This is a genomic window from Microcoleus sp. CAWBG27 (genome assembly GCF_020883145.1).
In the GTDB taxonomy this organism is placed as follows: Bacteria; Cyanobacteriota; Cyanobacteriia; order Cyanobacteriales; family Microcoleaceae; genus Microcoleus.
In genome coordinates this window covers 58093-78967 of record NZ_JAHREU010000013.1, presented here as the reverse complement: position 1 = coordinate 78967, position 20875 = coordinate 58093, and the positions used below count along the sequence as shown (strand labels likewise).

At 45.4% G+C, this 20875-nt stretch carries 19 protein-coding genes; 10 read left to right on the top strand and 9 right to left on the bottom strand.

What is annotated here, in order from left to right; all coding sequences use genetic code 11:
- Positions 1-20: 20 nt before the first annotated feature.
- Positions 21-527, bottom strand: a complete 507-nt coding sequence (locus tag QZ938_RS10180) for a DUF4149 domain-containing protein (RefSeq protein WP_293150672.1) — start codon at positions 525-527, stop codon at positions 21-23.
- A 298-nt stretch (positions 528-825) separates the two neighbouring features.
- Here QZ938_RS10180 and QZ938_RS10175 point away from each other — a divergent pair, with 298 nt between their 5' ends.
- Both QZ938_RS10175 and QZ938_RS10170 read left to right on the top strand, forming a co-directional pair.
- A complete protein-coding gene (locus tag QZ938_RS10175; RefSeq protein ID WP_293150669.1) occupies positions 826-1146 on the top strand; it encodes a nucleotidyltransferase domain-containing protein in 321 nt (106 codons plus the stop codon).
- Between the two features lie 255 nt (positions 1147-1401).
- Positions 1402-2664, top strand: a complete 1263-nt coding sequence (locus QZ938_RS10170; RefSeq protein WP_293150666.1) for an MFS transporter — start codon at positions 1402-1404, stop codon at positions 2662-2664.
- Between the two features lie 146 nt (positions 2665-2810).
- Here QZ938_RS10170 and hisIE read toward each other — a convergent pair whose 3' ends face one another.
- On the bottom strand, positions 2811-3461 hold the full coding sequence (gene hisIE / locus QZ938_RS10165; protein ID WP_293150663.1) for a bifunctional phosphoribosyl-AMP cyclohydrolase/phosphoribosyl-ATP diphosphatase HisIE: 651 nt from the start codon (positions 3459-3461) through the stop codon (positions 2811-2813).
- Between the two features lie 328 nt (positions 3462-3789).
- On the opposite strand from hisIE, the gene hemL reads away from it, so the two are divergent.
- Positions 3790-5088 (top strand): glutamate-1-semialdehyde 2,1-aminomutase, encoded by a 1299-nt coding sequence (hemL, locus tag QZ938_RS10160; protein ID WP_293351208.1) that lies wholly within the window; start codon positions 3790-3792, stop codon positions 5086-5088.
- 288 nt (positions 5089-5376) lie between these two features.
- Here hemL and QZ938_RS10155 read toward each other — a convergent pair whose 3' ends face one another.
- The 7 genes from QZ938_RS10155 to QZ938_RS10125 form a co-directional block, all read right to left on the bottom strand.
- On the bottom strand, positions 5377-6432 hold the full coding sequence (locus QZ938_RS10155; protein WP_293150658.1) for a tetratricopeptide repeat protein: 1056 nt from the start codon (positions 6430-6432) through the stop codon (positions 5377-5379).
- A 562-nt stretch (positions 6433-6994) separates the two neighbouring features.
- A complete protein-coding gene (locus QZ938_RS10150) occupies positions 6995-7771 on the bottom strand; it encodes a BMC domain-containing protein (RefSeq protein WP_293150656.1) in 777 nt (258 codons plus the stop codon).
- Positions 7772-8113: 342 nt separating this feature from the next.
- Entirely contained in the window at positions 8114-8785 is a 672-nt protein-coding gene (locus tag QZ938_RS10145; protein WP_293351206.1) for a carbon dioxide concentrating mechanism protein, read from the bottom strand.
- A gap of 367 nt (positions 8786-9152) precedes the next feature.
- Positions 9153-10784: a ribulose bisphosphate carboxylase small subunit gene (locus tag QZ938_RS10140; RefSeq protein ID WP_293351204.1), complete on the bottom strand. Its 1632-nt coding sequence runs from the start codon at positions 10782-10784 to the stop codon at positions 9153-9155.
- Between the two features lie 168 nt (positions 10785-10952).
- Complete coding sequence (locus tag QZ938_RS10135) at positions 10953-11258, bottom strand: EutN/CcmL family microcompartment protein (protein ID WP_293150650.1); 306 nt, start codon at positions 11256-11258, stop codon at positions 10953-10955.
- Positions 11259-11543: 285 nt separating this feature from the next.
- Positions 11544-11885 (bottom strand): carbon dioxide-concentrating mechanism protein CcmK, encoded by a 342-nt coding sequence (locus tag QZ938_RS10130; protein WP_006635058.1) that lies wholly within the window; start codon positions 11883-11885, stop codon positions 11544-11546.
- Positions 11886-11993: 108 nt separating this feature from the next.
- Positions 11994-12305, bottom strand: coding sequence for a carbon dioxide-concentrating mechanism protein CcmK (locus tag QZ938_RS10125; protein ID WP_006635059.1), 312 nt, complete (start codon positions 12303-12305; stop codon positions 11994-11996).
- Positions 12306-13370: 1065 nt separating this feature from the next.
- Between QZ938_RS10125 and QZ938_RS10120 the strand changes: the two genes are divergently transcribed.
- From QZ938_RS10120 to QZ938_RS10085, 7 genes are all read left to right on the top strand, one after another.
- Positions 13371-15245: an NAD(P)H-quinone oxidoreductase subunit F gene (locus QZ938_RS10120; protein WP_293150647.1), complete on the top strand. Its 1875-nt coding sequence runs from the start codon at positions 13371-13373 to the stop codon at positions 15243-15245.
- A gap of 447 nt (positions 15246-15692) precedes the next feature.
- Positions 15693-17126, top strand: a complete 1434-nt coding sequence (locus tag QZ938_RS10110; RefSeq protein WP_293150645.1) for a transposase — start codon at positions 15693-15695, stop codon at positions 17124-17126.
- Positions 17127-17185: 59 nt separating this feature from the next.
- Positions 17186-18700 (top strand): NADH-quinone oxidoreductase subunit M, encoded by a 1515-nt coding sequence (locus QZ938_RS10105; RefSeq protein WP_293150643.1) that lies wholly within the window; start codon positions 17186-17188, stop codon positions 18698-18700.
- 172 nt (positions 18701-18872) lie between these two features.
- Entirely contained in the window at positions 18873-20039 is a 1167-nt protein-coding gene (locus QZ938_RS10100; RefSeq protein ID WP_293351202.1) for a CO2 hydration protein, read from the top strand.
- 10 nt (positions 20040-20049) lie between these two features.
- Complete coding sequence (locus QZ938_RS10095) at positions 20050-20178, top strand: hypothetical protein (protein WP_293365479.1); 129 nt, start codon at positions 20050-20052, stop codon at positions 20176-20178.
- A 56-nt stretch (positions 20179-20234) separates the two neighbouring features.
- A complete protein-coding gene (locus QZ938_RS10090) occupies positions 20235-20459 on the top strand; it encodes a hypothetical protein (RefSeq protein ID WP_293150638.1) in 225 nt (74 codons plus the stop codon).
- A complete protein-coding gene (locus tag QZ938_RS10085; protein WP_293351200.1) occupies positions 20452-20826 on the top strand; it encodes a type II toxin-antitoxin system PemK/MazF family toxin in 375 nt (124 codons plus the stop codon). The genes QZ938_RS10090 and QZ938_RS10085 overlap by 8 nt, the downstream gene beginning before the upstream one ends.
- Positions 20827-20875: the final 49 nt, after the last annotated feature.

Below are 20875 nucleotides of genomic sequence, written 5' to 3'. Positions count from 1 at the left end.
ACCTTTGAGGATTGTGTGAATTAAACTTGGTTTTGGTAGCACCAGCCCAGCAGCGTACCGCCGACAGCCAACTTTAGCGCTTCCAAAACAAAATATCCTTGGTGGAGTGAATTCATTGCGGCGGGCACTTCTGCTGCGGAGTCGAACAGATTTAGCTGAATTCCCAAGGCGCTCATTTGAGGTGTGAGGCCGTAGGTGTCAATCAGGGCGATCGCCAGAAGTACCAAAGATAATACGATCGCTGTGCGGCTGCGCTTGCCCGAGTCACCCATTAAATTGCTCAAAACCATCAAACCCGTTGCTACCAAGCCCGAACAGATTAACTCAACGCGGTTGAATCCCCAGAACATTAAATTTCCGGCTGCTGCAAAATCAGAAGATACCATCATGCCAGATACATAGAGACTCGGCATAATAACTAGATCGATAATCAGGCTACCGCTGAGCCAGAAAATCAAGGCTACCATGACAATTGCTTGCCAGCGGGGTCTGATTGATTCCACTCTCGACGATGTAATAGCTGTCATATAAATTAGAACCTCTAAAATTTTCTTCTGCCTTTTCTAGAGCTTAACTAACTTTTTTCTCAAATCGTGTTAAGTATTTTTAAATTAATGGTAACTTTTGTGTAACTGAATTAGAAGAATTGTTAAGCTGGTAGGTGTTTCTGTTGGAAGGCTTCGGTAGCTGGCGATCGCACAGCAATAGTTTAAACGTTGTGGCGATCGCAAACAACTATTGATAATTACTCATAGCAATATACCGATAAAATTTATGTGTTATTATTATTACAGTTAAATTGCCAAATATCAAAGATATTAGCCAATGATTGAAATAAACAAAATTCTGGAATTGAGTGCGGCAATAGCCAATCAATTTAAACCAGAAAAAATGATTTTGTTCGGCTCTTACGCCTATGGGAATCCCACGAGCGATTCGGATGTTGATATGTTGGTAATTTTATCTTCAGAAGGTAATAATTTTCGCAAAACTTGGGAAATACTAAGTAAAACTCAACCGAAATTTGCTCTAGATTTATTAGTGCGAACTCCTGCTGAAATAGAACAACGACTAGCTTGGAATGATTTATTTGTCAGGGAAATTATCGAAAAAGGAAAGGTGATTTATGAATCGGCTGACACTTGAATTCATCGAAAAGCTTGCAAACAAATACGGTTGAGGTTTGGTTTGACTCGACAATACCTAAATTATGCTTTAATTTTATTTTAATTCTTCAGTCTGCGGAGGCAGACATCGTTTATACATACCTGGTTTCAACCGCAGACTCTTATAAATTTATAGCCTTTCTCAAAAAAGTGATGTATGCCCGCTAATCCTATGCCCTATGCCCTATGCCCTATCCCCATGAGTACCTCATCTTTCTGAGAAAGGCTATAATATATGCCTAAATTTCAATTCTCATCTTGGCTTCCCCGTCTCCCTACTCAAGTGTGGATTCTCGCCGCCGGCAGATTCCTCTCCCAAAGCGGTAGCGGCTTTACTTTATTTTACGCGCCGATCTTTTTTGTCGATCGCGTCGGCTTGTCTGCAACTGCTGTTGGGATTGGTTTGGGTAGCGGTTCAATCTCGGGAATATTCGGCCGCATTTTGGGCGGTTCTTTTTGCGATTCCCAATTTTGGGGAAGGCGGCGAACTTTATTGCTGGCGGCAATGATTTCGGCTGTCGCTTCTTTTCTGTTGGCGGCGACTCATGATTTTCCAGGTTTAGTTGCTGCTAATTTATTGATGGGTTTTGGTGTGGGTTTGTATTGGCCTCCAACCGAAAGTATGGTTGCGGATTTAACTGAGGGCGCACAGCGACAGGAGGCTTTTGCTTTGACGCGGCTGGCTGATAATTTGGGTTTGCAAGTTGGGATTATTTTGGGCGGTGTTTTGATTGCGGTAACGGGGAATTATCGATCGCTCTTTATTATCGATGGTATCTCGTTTTTAGTGCTGTTTGCGGTGGTTTGGGGCGCAATTTCAGAAACCTACAAACCAGCTAACTCAACGGATACAAGCAAAAAAAATCTCAAAAATGGCTGGATGGTGGCGCTGGGCGATCGCACTTTGCTAGTCTATGCTTTAGTCAATACTCTGTTTACTCTCTACATTTCCCAAATTCAAACCACGATGCCGTTGTATTTTAGTAAGTTTGTGCCGGCGGGGACATCGGGAACAGGCTTTTCTACGGGTACAATTACGGTTTTGTTTGCTTTTAGCACATTTTTAACTGTGGCTTTGCAGATGCCGGTGGTTAAGGCTTTGAGGCGGTTTTCTCATCCGCAAGCTTTGATGATTTCGGCGCTGCTGTGGGGAATGGGGTTTATTGCGATCGGCTTGACGGGAATGGCTGCAACTGGCAATCTATTTTTAGCGGTTGTTGGCTTGACTTTTTTGTCGGTTGCTACTGTTGCTTATACGCCTTTTGCTTCGGCTTTGGTGGTAGATTTAGCGCCGGAGTCTTTGCGCGGCGTGTATTTAGCGGTTAATTCTCAGTGTTGGGCTATAGGCTATTTAATCGGCCCGCCACTGGGCGGTTTCGCTTTGGATCGAGGTAAATGGGGGGCGGATAATTTCTGGTTGGGCTTGGCTATTAGTGTGATACTGGCGATCGCAATTTTGCAAAAGGTCGATCGAATGTTAAAAAAAAGTAGTCATTAGTCATTAGTCATTAGTCGTAGGGTGCACCGCCACAAAGAATCCCTTAAAAAAATAGACAATCTCACAGCGACGCACCTTACCATTAGTTATTATTTGTTGGAAATAACAAATAATTAATCACAAATAACTAATAACAACTAACTCATTTATTTTCTCCGATCGCCCAATTTGCGGTAAACCGCCCTCAAATCAACCTGATGGTGAGCCAAAGCAACCAAAGCGTGATAAAATAAGTCCGCAACTTCCCCGGCGATTCCGTCTTTATCGTCATCTTTGCAAGCCATCACAACTTCCGCCGACTCTTCACCAATCTTCTTGAGAATCTTGTTATCCCCGCCCTCGAACAACTTGCAAGTATAAGAAGTTTCGTTAGGATTGTCGCGTCGATCGCAAATTACGTCAAATAATTGAGATAACATATCCCCCGGCGGCGCCACAATTTCCCCGTCAACTTGGTGAAAACAACTTCTTTCACCCGTGTGACAAGCAATATCTCCCACTTGTTCGACAGTCACCAGCAAAGCATCGCTATCGCAGTCGTAACGCAGCCCTTTGACATTTTGAACGTGTCCCGAAGTCGCCCCTTTCGGCCACAATTCGGCGCGAGAACGACTCCAGAACCACGTTTGACCGGTTTCCATCGTTTTTTGCAGCGACTCCCGATTCATCCACGCCATCATCAACACTGTCCCGTCTAAGTAATCTTGGACGATCGCAGGCACTAAACCGCGATCGTCGTAACGGATCTTTTCAATTGGGATCGATCGGCTCAAACTAGACACATCATTAACAGACATAATTTTATTGCAGCTTTTCATATAAATTAACGCTTTCGTGTCAGATATTTTTTTTAAATTAACCGCAGAGAGCGCAGAGGACACAGAGAGAAGAGAGGAGATTAGGTAAGTGATGGGCAAATTGTCAAGAACTATTTTACAATTTATTACAATTGAGAGCTAGGAGTGCTAGTGCGACAAATCCTAAAAAACCCGAGCTAGTATTGCTACTGATTGGTTTGTATCCTAAAATCTACTACTATAGTTTCCTTGAATCGGCTTAGCCTTTAACCAGAAGTCGCTATATTAAGTATCCTACCAACAACAGACCTTCACTAAGGAGAAAACATTGGTTTCTACAACCTTGAAAACCACCAAATCAGAAGAAATTTTCGCCGCTGCCCAGAAGTTGATGCCCGGTGGCGTCAGTTCCCCCGTGCGCGCCTTCAAATCCGTAGGCGGACAGCCCATTGTCTTTGACAGGGTAAACGGAGCCTACATTTGGGATGTTGACAGCAACCAATACATTGACTACGTAGGCACTTGGGGCCCCGCCATCTGCGGCCACGCCCACCCCGAAGTCATCAAAGCCCTCCACGAATCCTTAGAAAAAGGTACGAGTTTCGGCGCACCCTCGCTGTTGGAAAACGTCCTTGCCGAAATGGTCATAGATGCCGTTCCCAGCATTGAAATGGTGCGATTTGTCAATTCCGGTACCGAAGCTTGTATGGCCGTTTTGCGGCTGATGCGAGCCTTCACCGGGCGCGACAAAGTGATTAAATTTGAAGGCTGCTATCACGGGCACGCCGATATGTTCCTAGTAAAAGCCGGTTCCGGTGTCGCAACTCTCGGGCTTCCAGACTCTCCGGGCGTACCGAAATCCGTTACCGCCAACACCCTCAACGCTCCTTACAATGATTTGGAAGCAGTCAAAGCTTTATTTGCCGAAAATCCCGGCGAGATATCAGGTGTAATTCTCGAACCAGTTGTAGGAAATGCTGGTTTTATTACTCCAGATGCAGGTTTTCTTGAAGGTTTGCGCGAAATTACCAAAGATAACGGCGCTTTGTTGGTGTTTGACGAAGTAATGACAGGTTTCCGCATCGCCTACGGCGGAGCTCAGGAAAAATTTGGTGTCACCCCAGATTTGACAACTTTGGGTAAAGTTATCGGCGGCGGTTTGCCCGTGGGCGCTTACGGCGGAAGGCGCGAGATTATGGGTATGGTAGCTCCCGCAGGCCCGATGTATCAAGCTGGTACGCTTTCGGGAAATCCTTTGGCGATGACTGCTGGGATTAAAACTTTGGAATTGTTGCAAAAACCCGGCACTTACGAACAGTTGGACAGAATTACTAAAAAACTGTCGGAGGGATTGCTGAAAATTGCTAAGGAAGCGGGACACGCTGTTTGTGGCGGCCAAATTAGCGGGATGTTTGGCTTATTTTTTGCGGCGGGCCCGGTTCACAATTATGACGATGCGAAGAAGTCGGATTTGACGAAGTTCAGCCGTTTTCATCGCGGAATGTTGGAACACGGTATTTATCTGGCTCCTTCTCAGTTTGAGGCTGGGTTCACTTCTTTGGCCCATACTGACGAAGATGTCGATCGAACTTTAGCAGCCGCCCGCGAAGTAATGGCAAGTATTTAAGGCTTTGCAGTCAAGAATGCAAGTTCTTAAAACTCAGAGATAAAAAATTAAAGTCCTGACTATTTTTTGCAGTCAGGACTTTGATTTTCAAAGGCTACCCAATCGGCGTTAAAAGCCTCTCGGGGCTGAAACAATAGGCGAGAAATCCGGTTTCTTCGTATATTTCTCGTGACTCGTCACAAAATCTCGTAGAAACCGGGTTTCTGAGGATTTTTTATTTTTTCGATAACCTATTTAATGACAACTGTCAACTGTCAACTGTCAACTGTCAACTGTCAACTGACTAATTTACTCATTAAGAAATTCACCTTCACAGATAATCGAGTCTCTGTTCTCCAAATCCTCTTGATTCCAAATCGCATTTAATGCTGCCGAACTTAAGGAACTTGAGATCGTATTTAATGTGGTGTTGTAGTATTCTACAGCATTATTAAGTTCCATCTGTGGGGCTTCTTTGAAATAGGAATTAATATCAGGCGTGCAGCGCTGGGCCTGATAGTACAAATAAGCTTCAGCATTAATACACATTACGTGGTAAAAATCCCTATTTGCTGTTGCAATATCTCCCAATTTGTACAGCGCTAAACCCCGATTGAGATAAGCTTTAACATAGTTGGGGTCGAGTTCCACTGCTTTGTTAAAGTCTTCAATCGCCATCTCCATTTGTTTTAATTTATAGCGAACGCATCCTCTGTTATAATAGGCATAAACATTGTTGTGGTCGATGCCGAGTGCTGTGTTATAATCGGCGATCGCCTGGGTGTTATCCCCTAATTGGTGATAACAGAGTCCGCGATTTATGTAAGCTTTGATATATCTGGGATTCAACCTTAGCGTTTCGTTAAAGTTCTCCGTTGCTGCTTGTTTTTCTCCCAAAAGGTAGTAAGCACGCCCTCGGTTGTAATAGGTTTTATAATTTTGCGAATTGATAGAGAGAGCTCGATCGTAGTCTTCTATTGCTTCTTCGTAATGTCCTAAATTAGCAAGTACGAGTCCCCGATTGTTGTAGATAGCGTGGCTGTCAGGCTTGTTTACTAAAGCACAGTTGAGATCGTCAATGGCTTTTTCGTTTTCTCCCAGATGGCGCCAAGCATTGCCGCGATTTAAATAGGCCTCGAACAAATGAGGATTGATATCTAGTGCTTGGCTGAGGTCTGCGATCGCCTTTTGGTAGTCTTTCATATAATAGTAAACCAAGCCCCGATTGTTGTAAGCTTTGGCATCGGCGGGATTGACTTGCAGTATCTGATCGAAGTCCTCAAGCGCCGCTTCGTAGTTGCCTTGCTTGGCGCTGTGCAACCCGCGCTTATAAAAATGGTTGAGGTTCGATTCTTTGATGTTCATAGGTCAACTTTCATTCCTTGCTGGATTCTGGATTGATTCCTTTGCACTCAGTGTTGAGTTCGACAGGGGTTAATCTGTTGAAAGAGCCTCCACACAGCACGCAGATTAACTTCTAACTGATTCCAGGAAATATACCCAAAACAGGATTTTAGGTTTATCTTAACACGGTGGTTTTTTGTTGATTACATACTACCAATGTCTACCGCTATCTTCAAGGAATTTACAAGAAATCGTTTACTATACGAAAGCAGCAATTAAATCCTGTTAAAAGAGCCTGTACCTCGGCTGCATTTACTTTGTAAGTTCGATTTTTTACCGGATAGACTTCAATCTAAAATCGAGTTTTCGTTGGCAATCTCTGTCTTTCGATGGCGGTGCAATAAGCCGATCGCAAAATTCAGCTTGACGCGGCTGCGATCTTACAGATCGCTGCACGTACTTCATCAAGAGTAAAATTTATATCTTGATTGTCAAACTTTGTCTCAGTATTTCCCGCACCCAGTCTCTACAAACTTTGGTTGGGTAATTACCAATTCTCGATTACCAATTACCAATTCTCGATTTAACGATTGATTTCCTCTTCCACATAAACTCTCAATTTCTCCAAATCTGGAAGTTCGACCAATTCTTTTTCCTTTTCCTGAACAGAGATAGGCACCCTGACAGGTGTGCGCTGTTCTATCCAACAACTCGCCAGCGGCAAAGTTTGTTCCAAATCTTCCAAAGGCCTGGGAATTACCATCACGGCGTTCAACTCGCCAATGCGCTCAGCTTCGTACATCCCGGCTTCTACGGCTACTGCGACATCTGCGACTGCACCGCGAATAATTGCCGTGCACAAACCGGCACCAATTTTCTCGTAGGCGGCCAAGTGTACGTCGGCGGATTTGAGCATAGCATCGCAAGCGCCGACCATTGCCGGAAATCCCCGCGTTTCTAGCAAACCGATCGCCTGATTGCTCAGTCGAGAAAAACTGCCGCTTTCCGACAGTTCAGTCAGGCGAAAGCCGATCGGCAAAACCACTTCCAAATTAGCCAAAGGCCTAGCAATCACCAGCTTAGAAACAAACTGTCCGAACTGTTCGGCTGTCTGAGCTCCTGCTTCCACAGCCAAACGCACGTCGGAAATTCTGCCCCGGACGATCGCCGTACAGTGACCGGAACCTATTTTCTCGTATCCTACTAAAATGACCCCTGCGGACTTCAGCATCATGTCAGCAGTCCCGACAATTGCCGGAAAACTCTTGGTAGATACCAAACCCAAAGCGGTGTCTTTGAAATATTCCTGGCGCTGCGATCGCTCGGAGTGACTGCTGTTACGATCTATTTGTCCGTCCATCTTTGATTACCCTTAGAAACTTCCAAACATAAAATTTTGTTGATAGTTTTAGTGTCTCAGAGGAGAAGACAAACTGCACGAGCTGCAAGATACATATTTATGCTGCAAAACGTTAAAAATTGCTGAGCTACCAATAATATGAGCTTACCTATTTATATTTTTTGATTCTGCTTTCAGCATAGCTGCATTTTGCACAAATGACCACGCCCCAAAATTAATAGCAGCCCGACGCCATTCGTGGAAAGCAAAAAAATTTAATACCTCTGTTCAACCTCCCAGATGCACGGCGCTGCAACTAAATCTAAAATTATTCAATTCTTCAATTCTTCAATCGACCGATCGCTATCCGGTACCGCCCGAGAGAGTTTGACCGTTTTCCTGCGATCGATTAAAAGCTTGTCGGTGCGGAAACAGCGTCCCCAGCAACTGATTGATGTGAGCTTGACCGTACAGAATAGTTGGAACTTCTCCTGGTTGGGGCGGCGGATTTGCCGCAGTTTCTGGTGATGGATCTGGGGCTGTCTCCGGCGGTGTTTGAGGCTGTGTTTGGGGGGGTTCTGGCGGGTCGATCGCGCGATCGACGGTTGGTTCAACTGGTGGCGTAGTGGCTGTGGTGGTTTCCGGTGCAGCAGTTTGGGCTTCTGCGGTTTCTGCGGCGACTTGGCGGCTGGTATCTCCGATCAGAGAACCTGCTGGCAAAATTTGCATTTGGTCGATCGCAGGATTAATCAGCGTTGTTCCCGCGCCTATACAGGCATTTGCGCCGATCGTCCCCGCACCTACCACCAACACTCCTGCACCCAGCATTGCGCCCGCCTCGATTTCGAGAGTACCTTCACGGGCGTGAAGAATGACTCCCATACCGATACAGGCACCGGCGGCGATCGAGATCCGGCTACCCGGATCTGCTTGGAGGATGACTCCTGGGGCGATCGCCACACCTTCATTCACAACTACATCGCCACTCATGAAAATCTGAGAGTTGCTACTTAATTGCAGTGGCGATAAATACATCGAACTTTACCTTGAAATGAGCTATTTTTTTAGATAAAACGACTTTAAGTTATCGCTTTTTAGAATGATTATTTTAACTCTATCAATCTAATCAACGATTATTTACTAATATTGAAAATCTCGATTTGGACTTGCAAATTACCAGAAAGAATTGGTTAAAAGCCGGAACCTTTTTAACGACCAATTAAAATCAGACAATTCATTACTCCAATCCCCTTCCTTCTTTTGTCAACTGTCAACTGGTTTCGGAGTCAACTGTCAACTGCCAACTGTCAACTGTCAACTGTCAACTGTCCACTGTTAACTGATTCTCCCGCTAGCCCAACGCGAGCACTTAACGGGAGAAAGCAGCTAATTACCTGACAAATTATGGGCGTTGGATAATTTCTTCGAGTACCCGGCGCTTGGCCTTGGAGTCGATACCGAGCAAGCGGACGTAATCGCCACTGTGTTCTGTCATACAGCTTTCGAGAGCCGAAATTACTTCGGATTCGCGGTTGGTGGCGATCGGCGCGCAACTGCTCCAAGAACCGGTGCGGAAACGGCGCGCGTCGGCGTGTTCCGTGCCAATTTTGTAGCCTTGGGAGAGCAGGTTGCGGATTTGGTCGATCGTCTTGCCGGTCAACTTTCCACTTCCAGCCGAACCAGTCGTCGTGGCTTTGAATCCTGATGTTGCACCCGGTTTAGCCGATTGAGCCACAGGGCCGTCGGGACGCTGAATCAGTTCTTCAACTACGCGGCGCTTAGCTTTCGGGTCAATCCCGATCAAGCGCACGTATTCGCCCGGATATTGGTTCATCACAGATTCTAAAGCGGCGATCGCCTCAGATTCGTTTCTGACTTGCAGCGAAGCCCCGCTTTGCCAAGAACTGGTACGGAAGCGGCGCGCGTCGGCGTGTTCTGTGCCCACCTTGAAGCCTTGAGCTAGCAAGCTGCGAACTTGAGCCACTGTTTCCGCGCTCAATTTGCCGTTGGATACAGAACCGCCATTTTGATAAGCAGTTTGTGCAACTTTACCGTTAGATTTGTGAGTTGTGGCGCCGTTACCGTTAGAGCCGTTTTCTCCCGGTCTTTGGACGATTTCTTCGAGTACGCGACGCTTAGCTTTGGTGTCAATCCCGATCAAGCGGACGTATTCTCCTTGGTGATCGGCCATACACGCCGACAAAGCTGCGATTACTTCAGAGTCGCGAGTTGAGGAAATTGGGCCGCAAGTGCGCCAAGAACCGGTACGGAACCGACGGGCGTCGGCGTATTCCGCTCCCACGCTGTATCCTTGGGCTAGCAAATTGCGGATGCTATCGGCTAGAGAGGAACTCAATTGGGTGCCGGCATAGGTAGAATAATTCATTTGAGTGATATTTGAGTTTTTAGCTTGCTCGTTGCGAATTGGTGCTAGACAAGCGATGTTGTCAGCGCAGCGATAACCCGTTCTCAGAGCGTCATTGATGCCGATGACGTGGGTCGCAAATTTAACATCTGAATCTTGAACGTCAGGCAGGCGATCGGCTTGCTGCTGATTAGTGATGATGGCTCCCGAAGGTATGTACTTACCGGGGGGAATCTCCACATCTTGAATTAATACGTGCATCATGACAATGCAGCCGTTGCCCACTCTGGCATTGAACACCGTAGAGCGAAAGCCGATAAAGCAATCGTCGCCCACGTATGCCGGGCCGTGAATTAAAGCCATGTGGGTGAGGGAAGTATTTTCCCCCACCCAAACGGAATAGGATTTGTCGTCATCTCCTGTGACTCGACCTTGTTCTAGGCCGTGAATCACTACTCCGTCTTGAATGTTGCTTCCCGATCCGATATTAAACGGAGTGCCTTCATCAGCGCGGATAGATGTCCCGGGGGCAATCATCACATTTGAACCGATATGTACATCCCCAATAATGTTAGAAAAGGAATGTACGTAGGCGGTGTCATGAATTTTGGGCTCAGCCAAGTTTTTCGACCAAGGCGTCGGGGGAGCCGCAACGCTGCGGACTGCCATAAATTAAGTTCTCCTAAACTGAAAAAATTTTTGTTAGTTGTTAGTTGTTAGTTGTTAGTTGTTAGTTGTTAGTTGTTAGTTGTTTACTGTCAACTGCTTTCCCTGTCAACTGTCAACTGTCAACTGTCAACTGCTTTTCGAGTCAACTGTCAACTGTCAACTGCCAAACTAGCGGTACGGGTCGTCTTTTTTACTGTAAATGAGGCGATTTTCTACATTGACAGTATCTATAATGCCTACTACTAGAGCATCGATCGGACGGTCTTCGCTCCCGGGCGCGATCCGGGCCCCGCTGCCGCGGGTGACTAAAACCCATTCATCTATACCAGCGCCCACACAGTCAGCCGCTACTTCATAGCCGGGAACTGGCGAACCTTCCTCATTGATGAATTGCAGCAGTAGAAATTTCGATCCTCTCAGCGTCGGCTCTTTTTGGGTACTGACAACTGTGCCGAGAACTTTGGCCATTTGCATTTTAGGTAATTGGTAATTGGTAATTGGTAATTGTCATTTTTTTTTCCGTCACTTGTCTTTTTTTAGTTAGCTTTATTCAGTCCCATGTCTTCATTTTAGATTTTTTCGTCTAGTAACTAATGACTAATGACTCGTGACTAATGACTCATGACTTATGACTAATAACCAATATCCCACGCTTACCTCAATTAAAAATTAAAAATGCTAAATCAAAAACATCGCGATTTTTAATTTTTGATTTTTAATTTTTAATTACCAAACGCCCCAAACAGCCTTGAGCCTATCTTAAGATCTGTTGAGAGGACGAATGCCGCTCACGCCTTCGCGGAACTGTTCTACAGCTTCGGTGTAGCGAATTGGTAGGACGTACTCCAAGTTTTCGTGAGGGCGGGCGATAATGTGGGTGGACATCACTTGTCCGCCGTTAACGCGCTTCACTGACTCTACTCCAGCGGCTACGGAAGCTTGCACTTCCGAGACATCTCCTCTTACAATGACAGTAACGCGAGCGCTACCGATTTTTTCGTATCCTACCAAGGTGACGCGGGCTGCTTTGACCATCGCGTCAGCGGCTTCTACTACTGCGGGGAAGCCTAAGGTTTCGATCATGCCAACTGCAATTGCCATTGGTTTTACTCCTAATTGAATATTTGGGGAACTAAACTGTTAATTTTTGACGATCGCGCTGCTTTTCGTCAAACGTTTCGTCTAACTAATTTTCAGCGCACTAAGAACTTAGTAGCCTCGGAACTGCTCTACTGCTTCTGTATAACGAATTGGTAGAACGTATTCTAGGTTTTCGTGGGGGCGAGCGATGATGTGGGTAGAGACGACTTCTCCGCCGTTCACCCGCTTGACGGATTCCACTCCTGCTGCAACTGAGGCTTGGACTTCCGACACGTTGCCGCGCACAATTACGGTGACGCGAGCGCTGCCGATTTTTTCATAGCCCACGAGGGTAACGCGAGCAGCTTTAACCATAGCGTCGGCAGCTTCCACAACAGCGGGAAAACCTTTTGTCTCAATCATTCCCACGGCAATTGACATTTTTGAATCTCCAAGTTGAGGATTAGCGGAATTACCGTAACAAATCTTTGAGAAATCTAAAAATTTGGACGGGGAGGCCCACATTATTTAGGAATGCAGTGTAAAGCTTCCTATCCTTATAGAATAGGGGAAGCTGTCCACCTTGACAATATAAACTAACATCATAATGTTTAATAACAAAAATTAAATTTTTTTATGTTACTTATAATTATTTAATATTTATTTAATAATCTTAATATAAACTGGAGCAGATGCGAAGGGCGAGCTAGCAGTGAAGTAAGTATAAATACCTGTAAACTAGAGTTCGGTGGGTAGGGGCTGGGGATCTCGGTGTCGGTCAACTTCGGGATTTCCCAGGGGGGATCGCGGGTAAACAGACAAAAAAGACAGTCTTGACCGAGATGCGGGCTTTTTTTTTTGAGTGCCGACCCCCAGCAGCCTGTAATTTGGTATTCAGAGAATACTAAGTTTTGATGCTTTAATGTATAGTTAATTTTGGGTGCAAATTATTTTGCTAAAGCTATACGATCGGGTTTAGTCAAAGTTTTACGTTGTGGCGCGATCGCCCGGAACTGCCTTTGTATAAAGGTAGCCGGTAATTTGAAGTTTAACGGATAAATTAAGTCAGTAACTCAGCCCTAAAGGGACTGAGCTTGTAAGAGAAATCGACCAAGCTGTGCTGACGGGCCTAAGATCTTAGAGGTCTACGTTATTGGAGTCACGACACCGGCGAATGCGACGCTAGTTTTGGGCTCTGTCATCTGCAATTAAACAGTATTAAAGTCACTGATACAGTGTTGCAGGTCTAAAAAGCTCTTATAACATTGACCGACAAGCGAACATTACCCCGAAAGGGAGGCTCTTACCGGAGCAAACATTATGCGTACAGGGTTGCGAGATTTGAGGTGGTAACTGTCCCGCCGAAAGTACATTACAAAAGTACACCAAGTCAAGCAACTCCAAGGCGGTAATGGAGAAAAAAAGATTCAGGGCGGTTGAAACCACCGGGGCGTTTCCCTCTCAGGTCTGAAAACACTGAGTTTCCCACTTACCGACTTTATTTTTATGACAGAATTTCTCCTCCAAACCTGTTGGTGGATACCTTTATATGGCTTAATAGGCGCGATTCTAACTTTGCCGTGGTCTACGGGAACCGTTCGCACAACAGGGCCAAGACCTGCGGCTTACTTCAATTTACTGATGAGCGTGCTGGCTTTCATCCACGGGTCAGTGATTTTTACAGCAACTTGGGATCGAGCGCCCCAACACTTGCTCCTCCACTGGGTGCAAGCAGCAGATTTAGATTTGTCTTTTGCCATAGAAATCTCCACGACCAGCGTCGGAGCAATGGAACTGGTGACAGTTCTGAGTTTGCTAGCACAAATTTACGCACTGGGCTACATGGAAAAAGACTGGGCGCTAGCTCGATTTTTTGGGCTGCTCGGTTTTTTTGAAGCGGCAATTAGCGGGATTGCGATTAGCGACTCGCTGCTGCTAACCTACGGTTTGCTGGAAGTGCTGACGCTCTCAACTTATTTGCTAGTCGGATTTTGGTACGCTCAACCGCTGGTAGTGACGGCGGCTAGAGATGCGTTTTTAACCAAGCGTGTAGGAGACGTACCGCTGCTGATGGGAGTAGTAACGCTTTCAACTTTAGCCGGAAGTTTAAATTTTTCCGATTTAGAAGAATGGGCGGAAACTGCAACTTTATCTCCTTTAGTAGCAACTCTTTTAGGCTTGGCTTTAATTGCCGCACCTACAGCTAAGTGCGCTCAATTTCCGTTTCACCTGTGGCTCGACGAGGCGATGGAAGGGCCCAACCCGGCTTCGATTATGCGGAATACGGTAGTTGTGGGTGGTGGGGCTTATGTTTTGATTAAACTTCAGCCTGTTTTAGCGCTATCGCCGATAACTGGTTTGGTGCTGGTGGTTTTGGGTGCGGTGACGGCGGTTGGGGCTTCCTTAGTGGCGATCGCCCAAATCGATATCAAAAGAGCACTATCGCATTCTACCAGTGCTTCTATGGGTTTAGTGTTTATCGCGGTGGGGCAGAATCACGTTGACATTGCATTGCTGCTGCTGTTCGCACACTCGATCGCCAAAGGACTATTATTCATGAGCATAGGCTCAGTAATTGTCACAACCAACACTCAAGATTTAACAGAAATGGGTGGGTTGTGGTCAAAGATGCCCGCCACAACAATGGCTTATTTAGTCGGCGCTGCGGGGATGGTAGCCCTATTACCGATGGGCAACTTCTGGGTAATGCGACGGTGGCTGAACGGTTTTTGGACAGTGCCATTGTGGTTGGTAGTTGTGCTGCTGTTAGTTAACGGTTTAACTGCGCTCAATTTAACTCGCGTATTCGCCTTAGTATTTGTCGGAAAACCGCAGCCCAAAACTCGCAGAGCTCCGGAAGTCGGTTGGCCGATGGCTTTGCCGATGGTAATTTTGACGGTGATTGGGCTGTTGGTGCCTTGGATGTTGCAGCAGTGGCAACTTTTAATTAGTTGGACTGGGCCTTGGGCAGAAACTGGGGATTTTGATACTTTAAATTTGCTGCTGAAGACTCTAGATATTCCGCTGTTGGTGTTATCTGGCTTGATTGGGGTTGGCGTTGGCGTGGCGATTTATTGGTACAACGTTTTACCTCGACCGGTACGACTGCCGGTGCCAGCGGTGCAGGATTTGTTTGCTTACGACTTTTATATCGATCGAGTTTACCGCTTGACTGTGGTTTGGGCCGTCGCTTCTATTGCGAAAATCAGCGCTTGGACTGATAAGTATGTAGTAGACGGGGTGGTGAATTTGTTTGGTTTTGCCACAATTTTCAGCGGTGAAGGTTTGAAGTACAGCGGCACGGGTCAATCGCAGTTTTATGTGTTGACTATTGCTGCGGGAGTTGCTGGGTTGCTGGCGCTGATTATTTGGCAATTCTAAACCGCAGATGTTGGTGGATAAACGCGGATCAACGCAGATAAATTGTTTTTGGTTTGTCTGCTTTGTCCCTAGTTTTATTCAAAGTCGATCGGCCACAATTCTCCAACCGGAACTTCCCAACCGGGTAAAAGTTCTGGTATTGAAATCGTGTCGCCGTCTGTCAATACAACTGGCTCGGCTTGGGGAGTGTAAATCGTTACTGTATGTTTGTCGGGGTCGATTAACTACCAGCCGGGAAGTCTAAGGGTATATTTAGAGGGGATTAATCTCAATTGCTGCGCGAAGTACCCCGAATAAATTACCGTAGGGATGTCCAGAAGCGTCGGGTGTCGCGGACGGAAACCGACAATTAGACATTTCGAGTACCTTTAACTTTGATGTACTTTTTCTTACATTAAATCCAAAGAAATGGTACATTAAGGCAGGTCGAAAAAAGGAAGTTTAAAAATGCAACTCACGTACAAATACCGCCTCAAACCTACAAAAGCCCAACTAACAACTATTGTGGCTCATTTAGAACTCTGCCGTCGGCAGTACAACTACCGACTCGGCGAAAGATTTAGGTGGTGGGAAGCCACGAGAACACCTATCAACGCCTGCCCATTGATTGTTTCGATAGTCCCGATTGAGGAAATTTATCAAAATATTCCCTTAACTAGGGTGCAAACTAGGAACGGCAGAAAAAAGGATGAGTCAGGCAATTCTTTGACCAATAAAGGTGATGTTTTCTCGAACATTGAAAGCGGATATGTACAGTGGCAAACGATACAACTTGCCGACCTGAAAAACACCAAAAAACTATTTCCTGACTACAAAGCGTTGGATTCTCAGGTTTTGCAAGATGTCGTCAACAGAGTTGAAACTTCCTTTTCAAATTTCACCACGCCAGATAAAAACGGCAATCGTAGAGGGAAGCCCAGATTCAAAGGGCTTAACTACTACAAATCCTTCACTTATCCTCAACTAGATAACTTAGATATTGTCAAGGACGAGCAAGATAGGATTTGTATTAGTCTCGTCAAAATAGGTCAAGTGCCTATGGTTTTCCACCGTCCAATACCAACAAAGTTCAAAGTTAAGACGGGTACAGTTATCAGAGAAGCGGATGGGTGGTATATTTCCCTAACGCTAGAAGATAAAACGGTTCCCGTAACGGTTGCAGAAATTCAACCGACGGTCGAAAATTCTGTTGGTATTGATTTGGGAATAACCAATTACGTTTACCTATCCAATGGGGAAAGGGTTGAGAATCCTAGGTTTTTAAGGAAGTCGGCTGAGAAATTAGCAAGACTTCAAGCGAAGTTAGCTAATAGAGTTAAGGGTTCTAAGCCTTGGAAAGTTATCAAGGACAAGATTTCCAAACTCCATCAGTTCGTAGCTAGAGCTAGATTAGATTTTCAATTCAAAACTGCACATGAGTTACTTAGCAAGTGTGAAGTTTTAGTTGTTGAAGACTTGAGTGTTAAAAATCTAACTAGACGCGCCCAGCCTAAAACTGACATTGAGAATGGCAATTTGGTTTATTTGCCGAACGGCCAGTCAGCAAAAAGTGGCTTGAACAAATCGATGCTTGATGCTGCTCACGGAAAATTCGCCAGCGTTCTCAAATATGTTGCTGGGAAGTTAGGTAAAACTGTTCTATTTGTTGACCCCAAAGGAACTTCTCAACATTGCTGGGATTGCCTCAACAAAGTTCCGAAAGAATTATCAGATCGGTGGCATTCTTGTCAGTGTGGAGAATCCTTGGATCGAGATGAAAATTCAGCCAAACTTATAAAGAAGATTGGATTGAGTTACGAAAGTGGCGGGGGAACTCCGTCACTCAAAAAAGCCTTTGAAAAAAAGGAAAAAGAAGCCTGCGGTCTAACTGTACTCAGTTGACCGTCAGGTTAGTTCACATATAGTTCTAAATATTGTGTAATAAGGGAAAGTTTTAATTAATGCTCAGTGCTTTAATCTGGATACCAATGTTGGTCGCCGCCCTGATTGGGTTTTGGCCCGGTGCGATCGCCTCTAAAATAGTTCGGAATGCCGCGATCGCCATTGCGGGTGTAACTTTTATTCTATCGGTGTTTGTGGCAGCTCAGTTTGATGCCAACAGCAGCCAATTACAGTTTTCGGAATTTATTCCTTGGATCGATGATTTGGGATTTAATTACAATCTCGGCGTTGATGGTTTGTCTCTGCCCTTGGTAATTTTAAATACCCTACTGACAGGAGTAGCGATTTACGCTACGGATGAGGCGATCCGCAGACCTCGACTTTATTATTCTTTGATGCTGTTAATTAGTGGTGGCGTCACGGGAGCTTTTTTATCTCAAAACTTGTTGCTATTTTTCCTGTTTTTCGAGGTAGAACTAATTCCGCTTTACCTGTTAATTGCAATTTGGGGAGGCGAGCGCCGAGGCTATGCAGCGACTAAGTTTTTAATCTATACGGCATTTTCGGGAATAGTATTGCTGGCTGCTTTCTTGGGTGTAGTTTGGCTGAGCGGTGCTTCTAGTTTTGATATGGTTGGTGCAGCCGGTGCATCGCATTTGGAAGGAGGCTCGCCCTTGCCTTTGGTCAGACAAATTGTATTGCTGGCTGGGATATTGCTGGCCTTTGGAATTAAGATTCCCTTGGTGCCTTTTCATACTTGGCTTCCGGATGCTCACGTAGAAGCTTCGACTCCGGTTTCAGTGCTGCTGGCGGGGGTGCTGTTGAAGCTGGGAACCTACGGGATGCTCCGCTTTGGTATGGGTTTGTTCCCGGATGCGTGGGCGGTGGCTGCACCTTGGTTGGCGAGTTGGGCGGTGGTGAGTGTGCTTTACGGGGCTAGTTGCGCGATCGCCCAAAAAGACATGAAAAAAATTGTAGCGTACAGTTCGATCGCGCACATGGGCTACATTTTGCTAGCTAGCGCCGCAGCTACTGAGATTAGTATGATAGGAACTGTGTTGCAAATGGTTAGCCACGGTTTAATTTCAGGGTTGCTATTTTTGAGTGTCGGGATTGTTTACAAAAAATCCGGCAGTCGCAACATAGATGTGCTCAAAGGTTTGTTCAATCCCGATCGCGGTTTGCCGGTAATTGGCAGTTTAATGATTGTCGGCGTGATGGCGAGTGCCGGCATTCCCGGGTTGTCGGGATTTATTGCTGAATTTTTGATATTTAGGGGCAGTTTACCAGTGTTTCCCATCCAAACTTTGCTCTGCATGATCGGGACTGGTTTGACTTCAGTTTACTTTTTAATTATGGTCAACCGTGCCTTTTTCGGGCGCCTTTCCGATTTGGTAGTAAATTTACCGCAAGTCCGCTGGGGCGATCGCATTCCTTCGCTAGTTTTAGCAGTAATCATCGCCATCATGGGAATACAGCCCGGAGTTTTAGTCGCTTTGAGTGAGAAAACTGCGATCGGCTTAGTATCGACAGTACCCGCACAAGTTAAACAAGTTGCTCAAAACTTAGAGTGATATCTTTCATAGGTATGTAGTTGCGCTTCAGCGCCGGCCGGCGCTAAAGCGCAACTACATACCTAAAACATAGTTATTCAATGTAGTTGTGCGTTGACTCGCTCTCATGAACCCTCAAGCGCAACTACGAACCAAAGCTAAAACATAGTTATTCAATTAAGGTTCAAATCAAATGACAAGTACAGTATTAAAACCATCTTCCCATCCTCTAGCAGCCTACATTGACATCTTGGAATCAGGCAAAGCTTTGCTTCCAGAATCTACCGAAAATGTAGTAGAAGTTGTCGGCGTACTCAAAAGTTACGGTGTAGTTCTAGATGCCTATTCCCGCAATTTAAACTACATCGCCGAAGAACAATTTTTAGTGCTTTTCCCATTTTTCAAATATTTCAACGGAGAAGTGACTGCGCCGAAATTAATGCGCTATTTGTGGCACGATCGCATAAATTTTGAGTATGCCGAATATTGCATGAGAACCATGATGTGGCACGGCGGCGGCGGTTTGGACAGTTATTTGGATACTCCAGAATTTAGCAATTTGGCCGAAAAGGCGATCGCAGCTAAACTCAAAGGCAACTTTTTGATGCAGGGACTGCACAAAGCATTCCCGGAGTTTTTGCCGGAACAAGTGCGGATGTTGGCTTATTACACGGGTTTGGGGCAGTTTTGGCGAGTAATGAGCGATTTGTTTATCGATTTGTCCGATCGCTACGAAGCCGGTACAATTAAGTCGATCGCAGAGATAGTAGATTTCGTCTTAGCCGGTTTAGTAAGCGCCGCAGCGTTACCAATCACCTACAGCGTCAAGATTCGCGGCGAAGTCTACGATATTCTGCCCCCATCTGCCAACTTGACCTTTTTAGCAGATGTAGCAGTACCTTATGTAGAAGCAGTTTTCTTTAGAGGAACAGCTTTTTTTGGCACAGTTTCCTACAACGCCCAAGCACATCAAATCCCAGAAGAACAAAAAGAATTTAGCTACGGGGCTTTGTTTGCAGATCCTCTGCCCATAGGAGGTGCAGGAATTCCGCCAACTCAATTGATGCAAGATATGCGGCATTTTCTGCCAGATTATTTGCACGAAATTTACCGCACTAGCTGTCGCGGCGAAGACGATTTGCGCGTGCAAATTTGCCAAAGTTTTCAGAAGTCGATGTTTTGCGTAACGACAGCCACTATTTTCGGTTTAGCGCCTCATCCCATGAACACCTCCGATCCTGAGGAAAAAAAGGCTAATCGGGCTTATTTAGAAGGTTGGATGGATCGATTTGGCACTTCTCGCTTGGATTGGGCAAATCAGCCAACTATCAGGGCTTGTCAGTTGTTCCCCGAAAGATGAAAGAGGCTGGGTGTCTGTTGTTACGATCGGGAGTGGAACCAATCTCGATCGCACTTCAGCACGCCACATCTATGAAAAGCTGGGCTTCGGGCTGTTAGCTCTTCTTGAACCTCTAGATTCACATTGCCAAAGGTTGTAGCATTGGTTAGTATGATAATACAGTCATACTCGTCAGTCGCATGAACTTAGTAAGTTATGAGCAAAAAAGTCAGTATTACTTTGGATGACCAAATTCTAGATTTTGTCGATCGGCTAGCAAGTAATCGTAGTAGTTTCATAAATGAAATTCTCTGGAAAGAAAAAAGGAGGATTATGATGGAAGAGCTGGAAAATGCTTATAAAGAGCAGGCTAACGATCCTGATTTTCAAGAAGAGATTTCTGTTTGGGATGTTGCGGTAGGCGATGGTTTAAATGCCTAACGGGACATTAACTTATCAACGAGGAGAAATATGGTGGATCGATCTAGAACCCACGACCGGTCATGAAACCGGTAAGCAGCGTCCTTGTCTAATTTTGCAGAATGATGTTGGCAATCAAAATGGGACAACTACAATAGTTGCCCCTTTATTGCCTGGGAAAAAAACTTTTCCATTCGTTGTGAATGTTGTTCCAACCCCGCAAAATGGACTAAACGGAGAACGGCACATAAACTTAAGTCAAATGAGAGCTGTAGATGCTCTGAGAATTAAAAACAAACAGGGAGTTTTAGAAGATTTTTATTGGGAAGAAATTGAGAAGGCTGTCGGTATTGAGCTGGGTTTTAGTTGGGTATTTAAAGAGGGATGATTGAGGTTTCGTTTTCTCGCTCGTTTAGGAATGAGAATTAAATAACTTA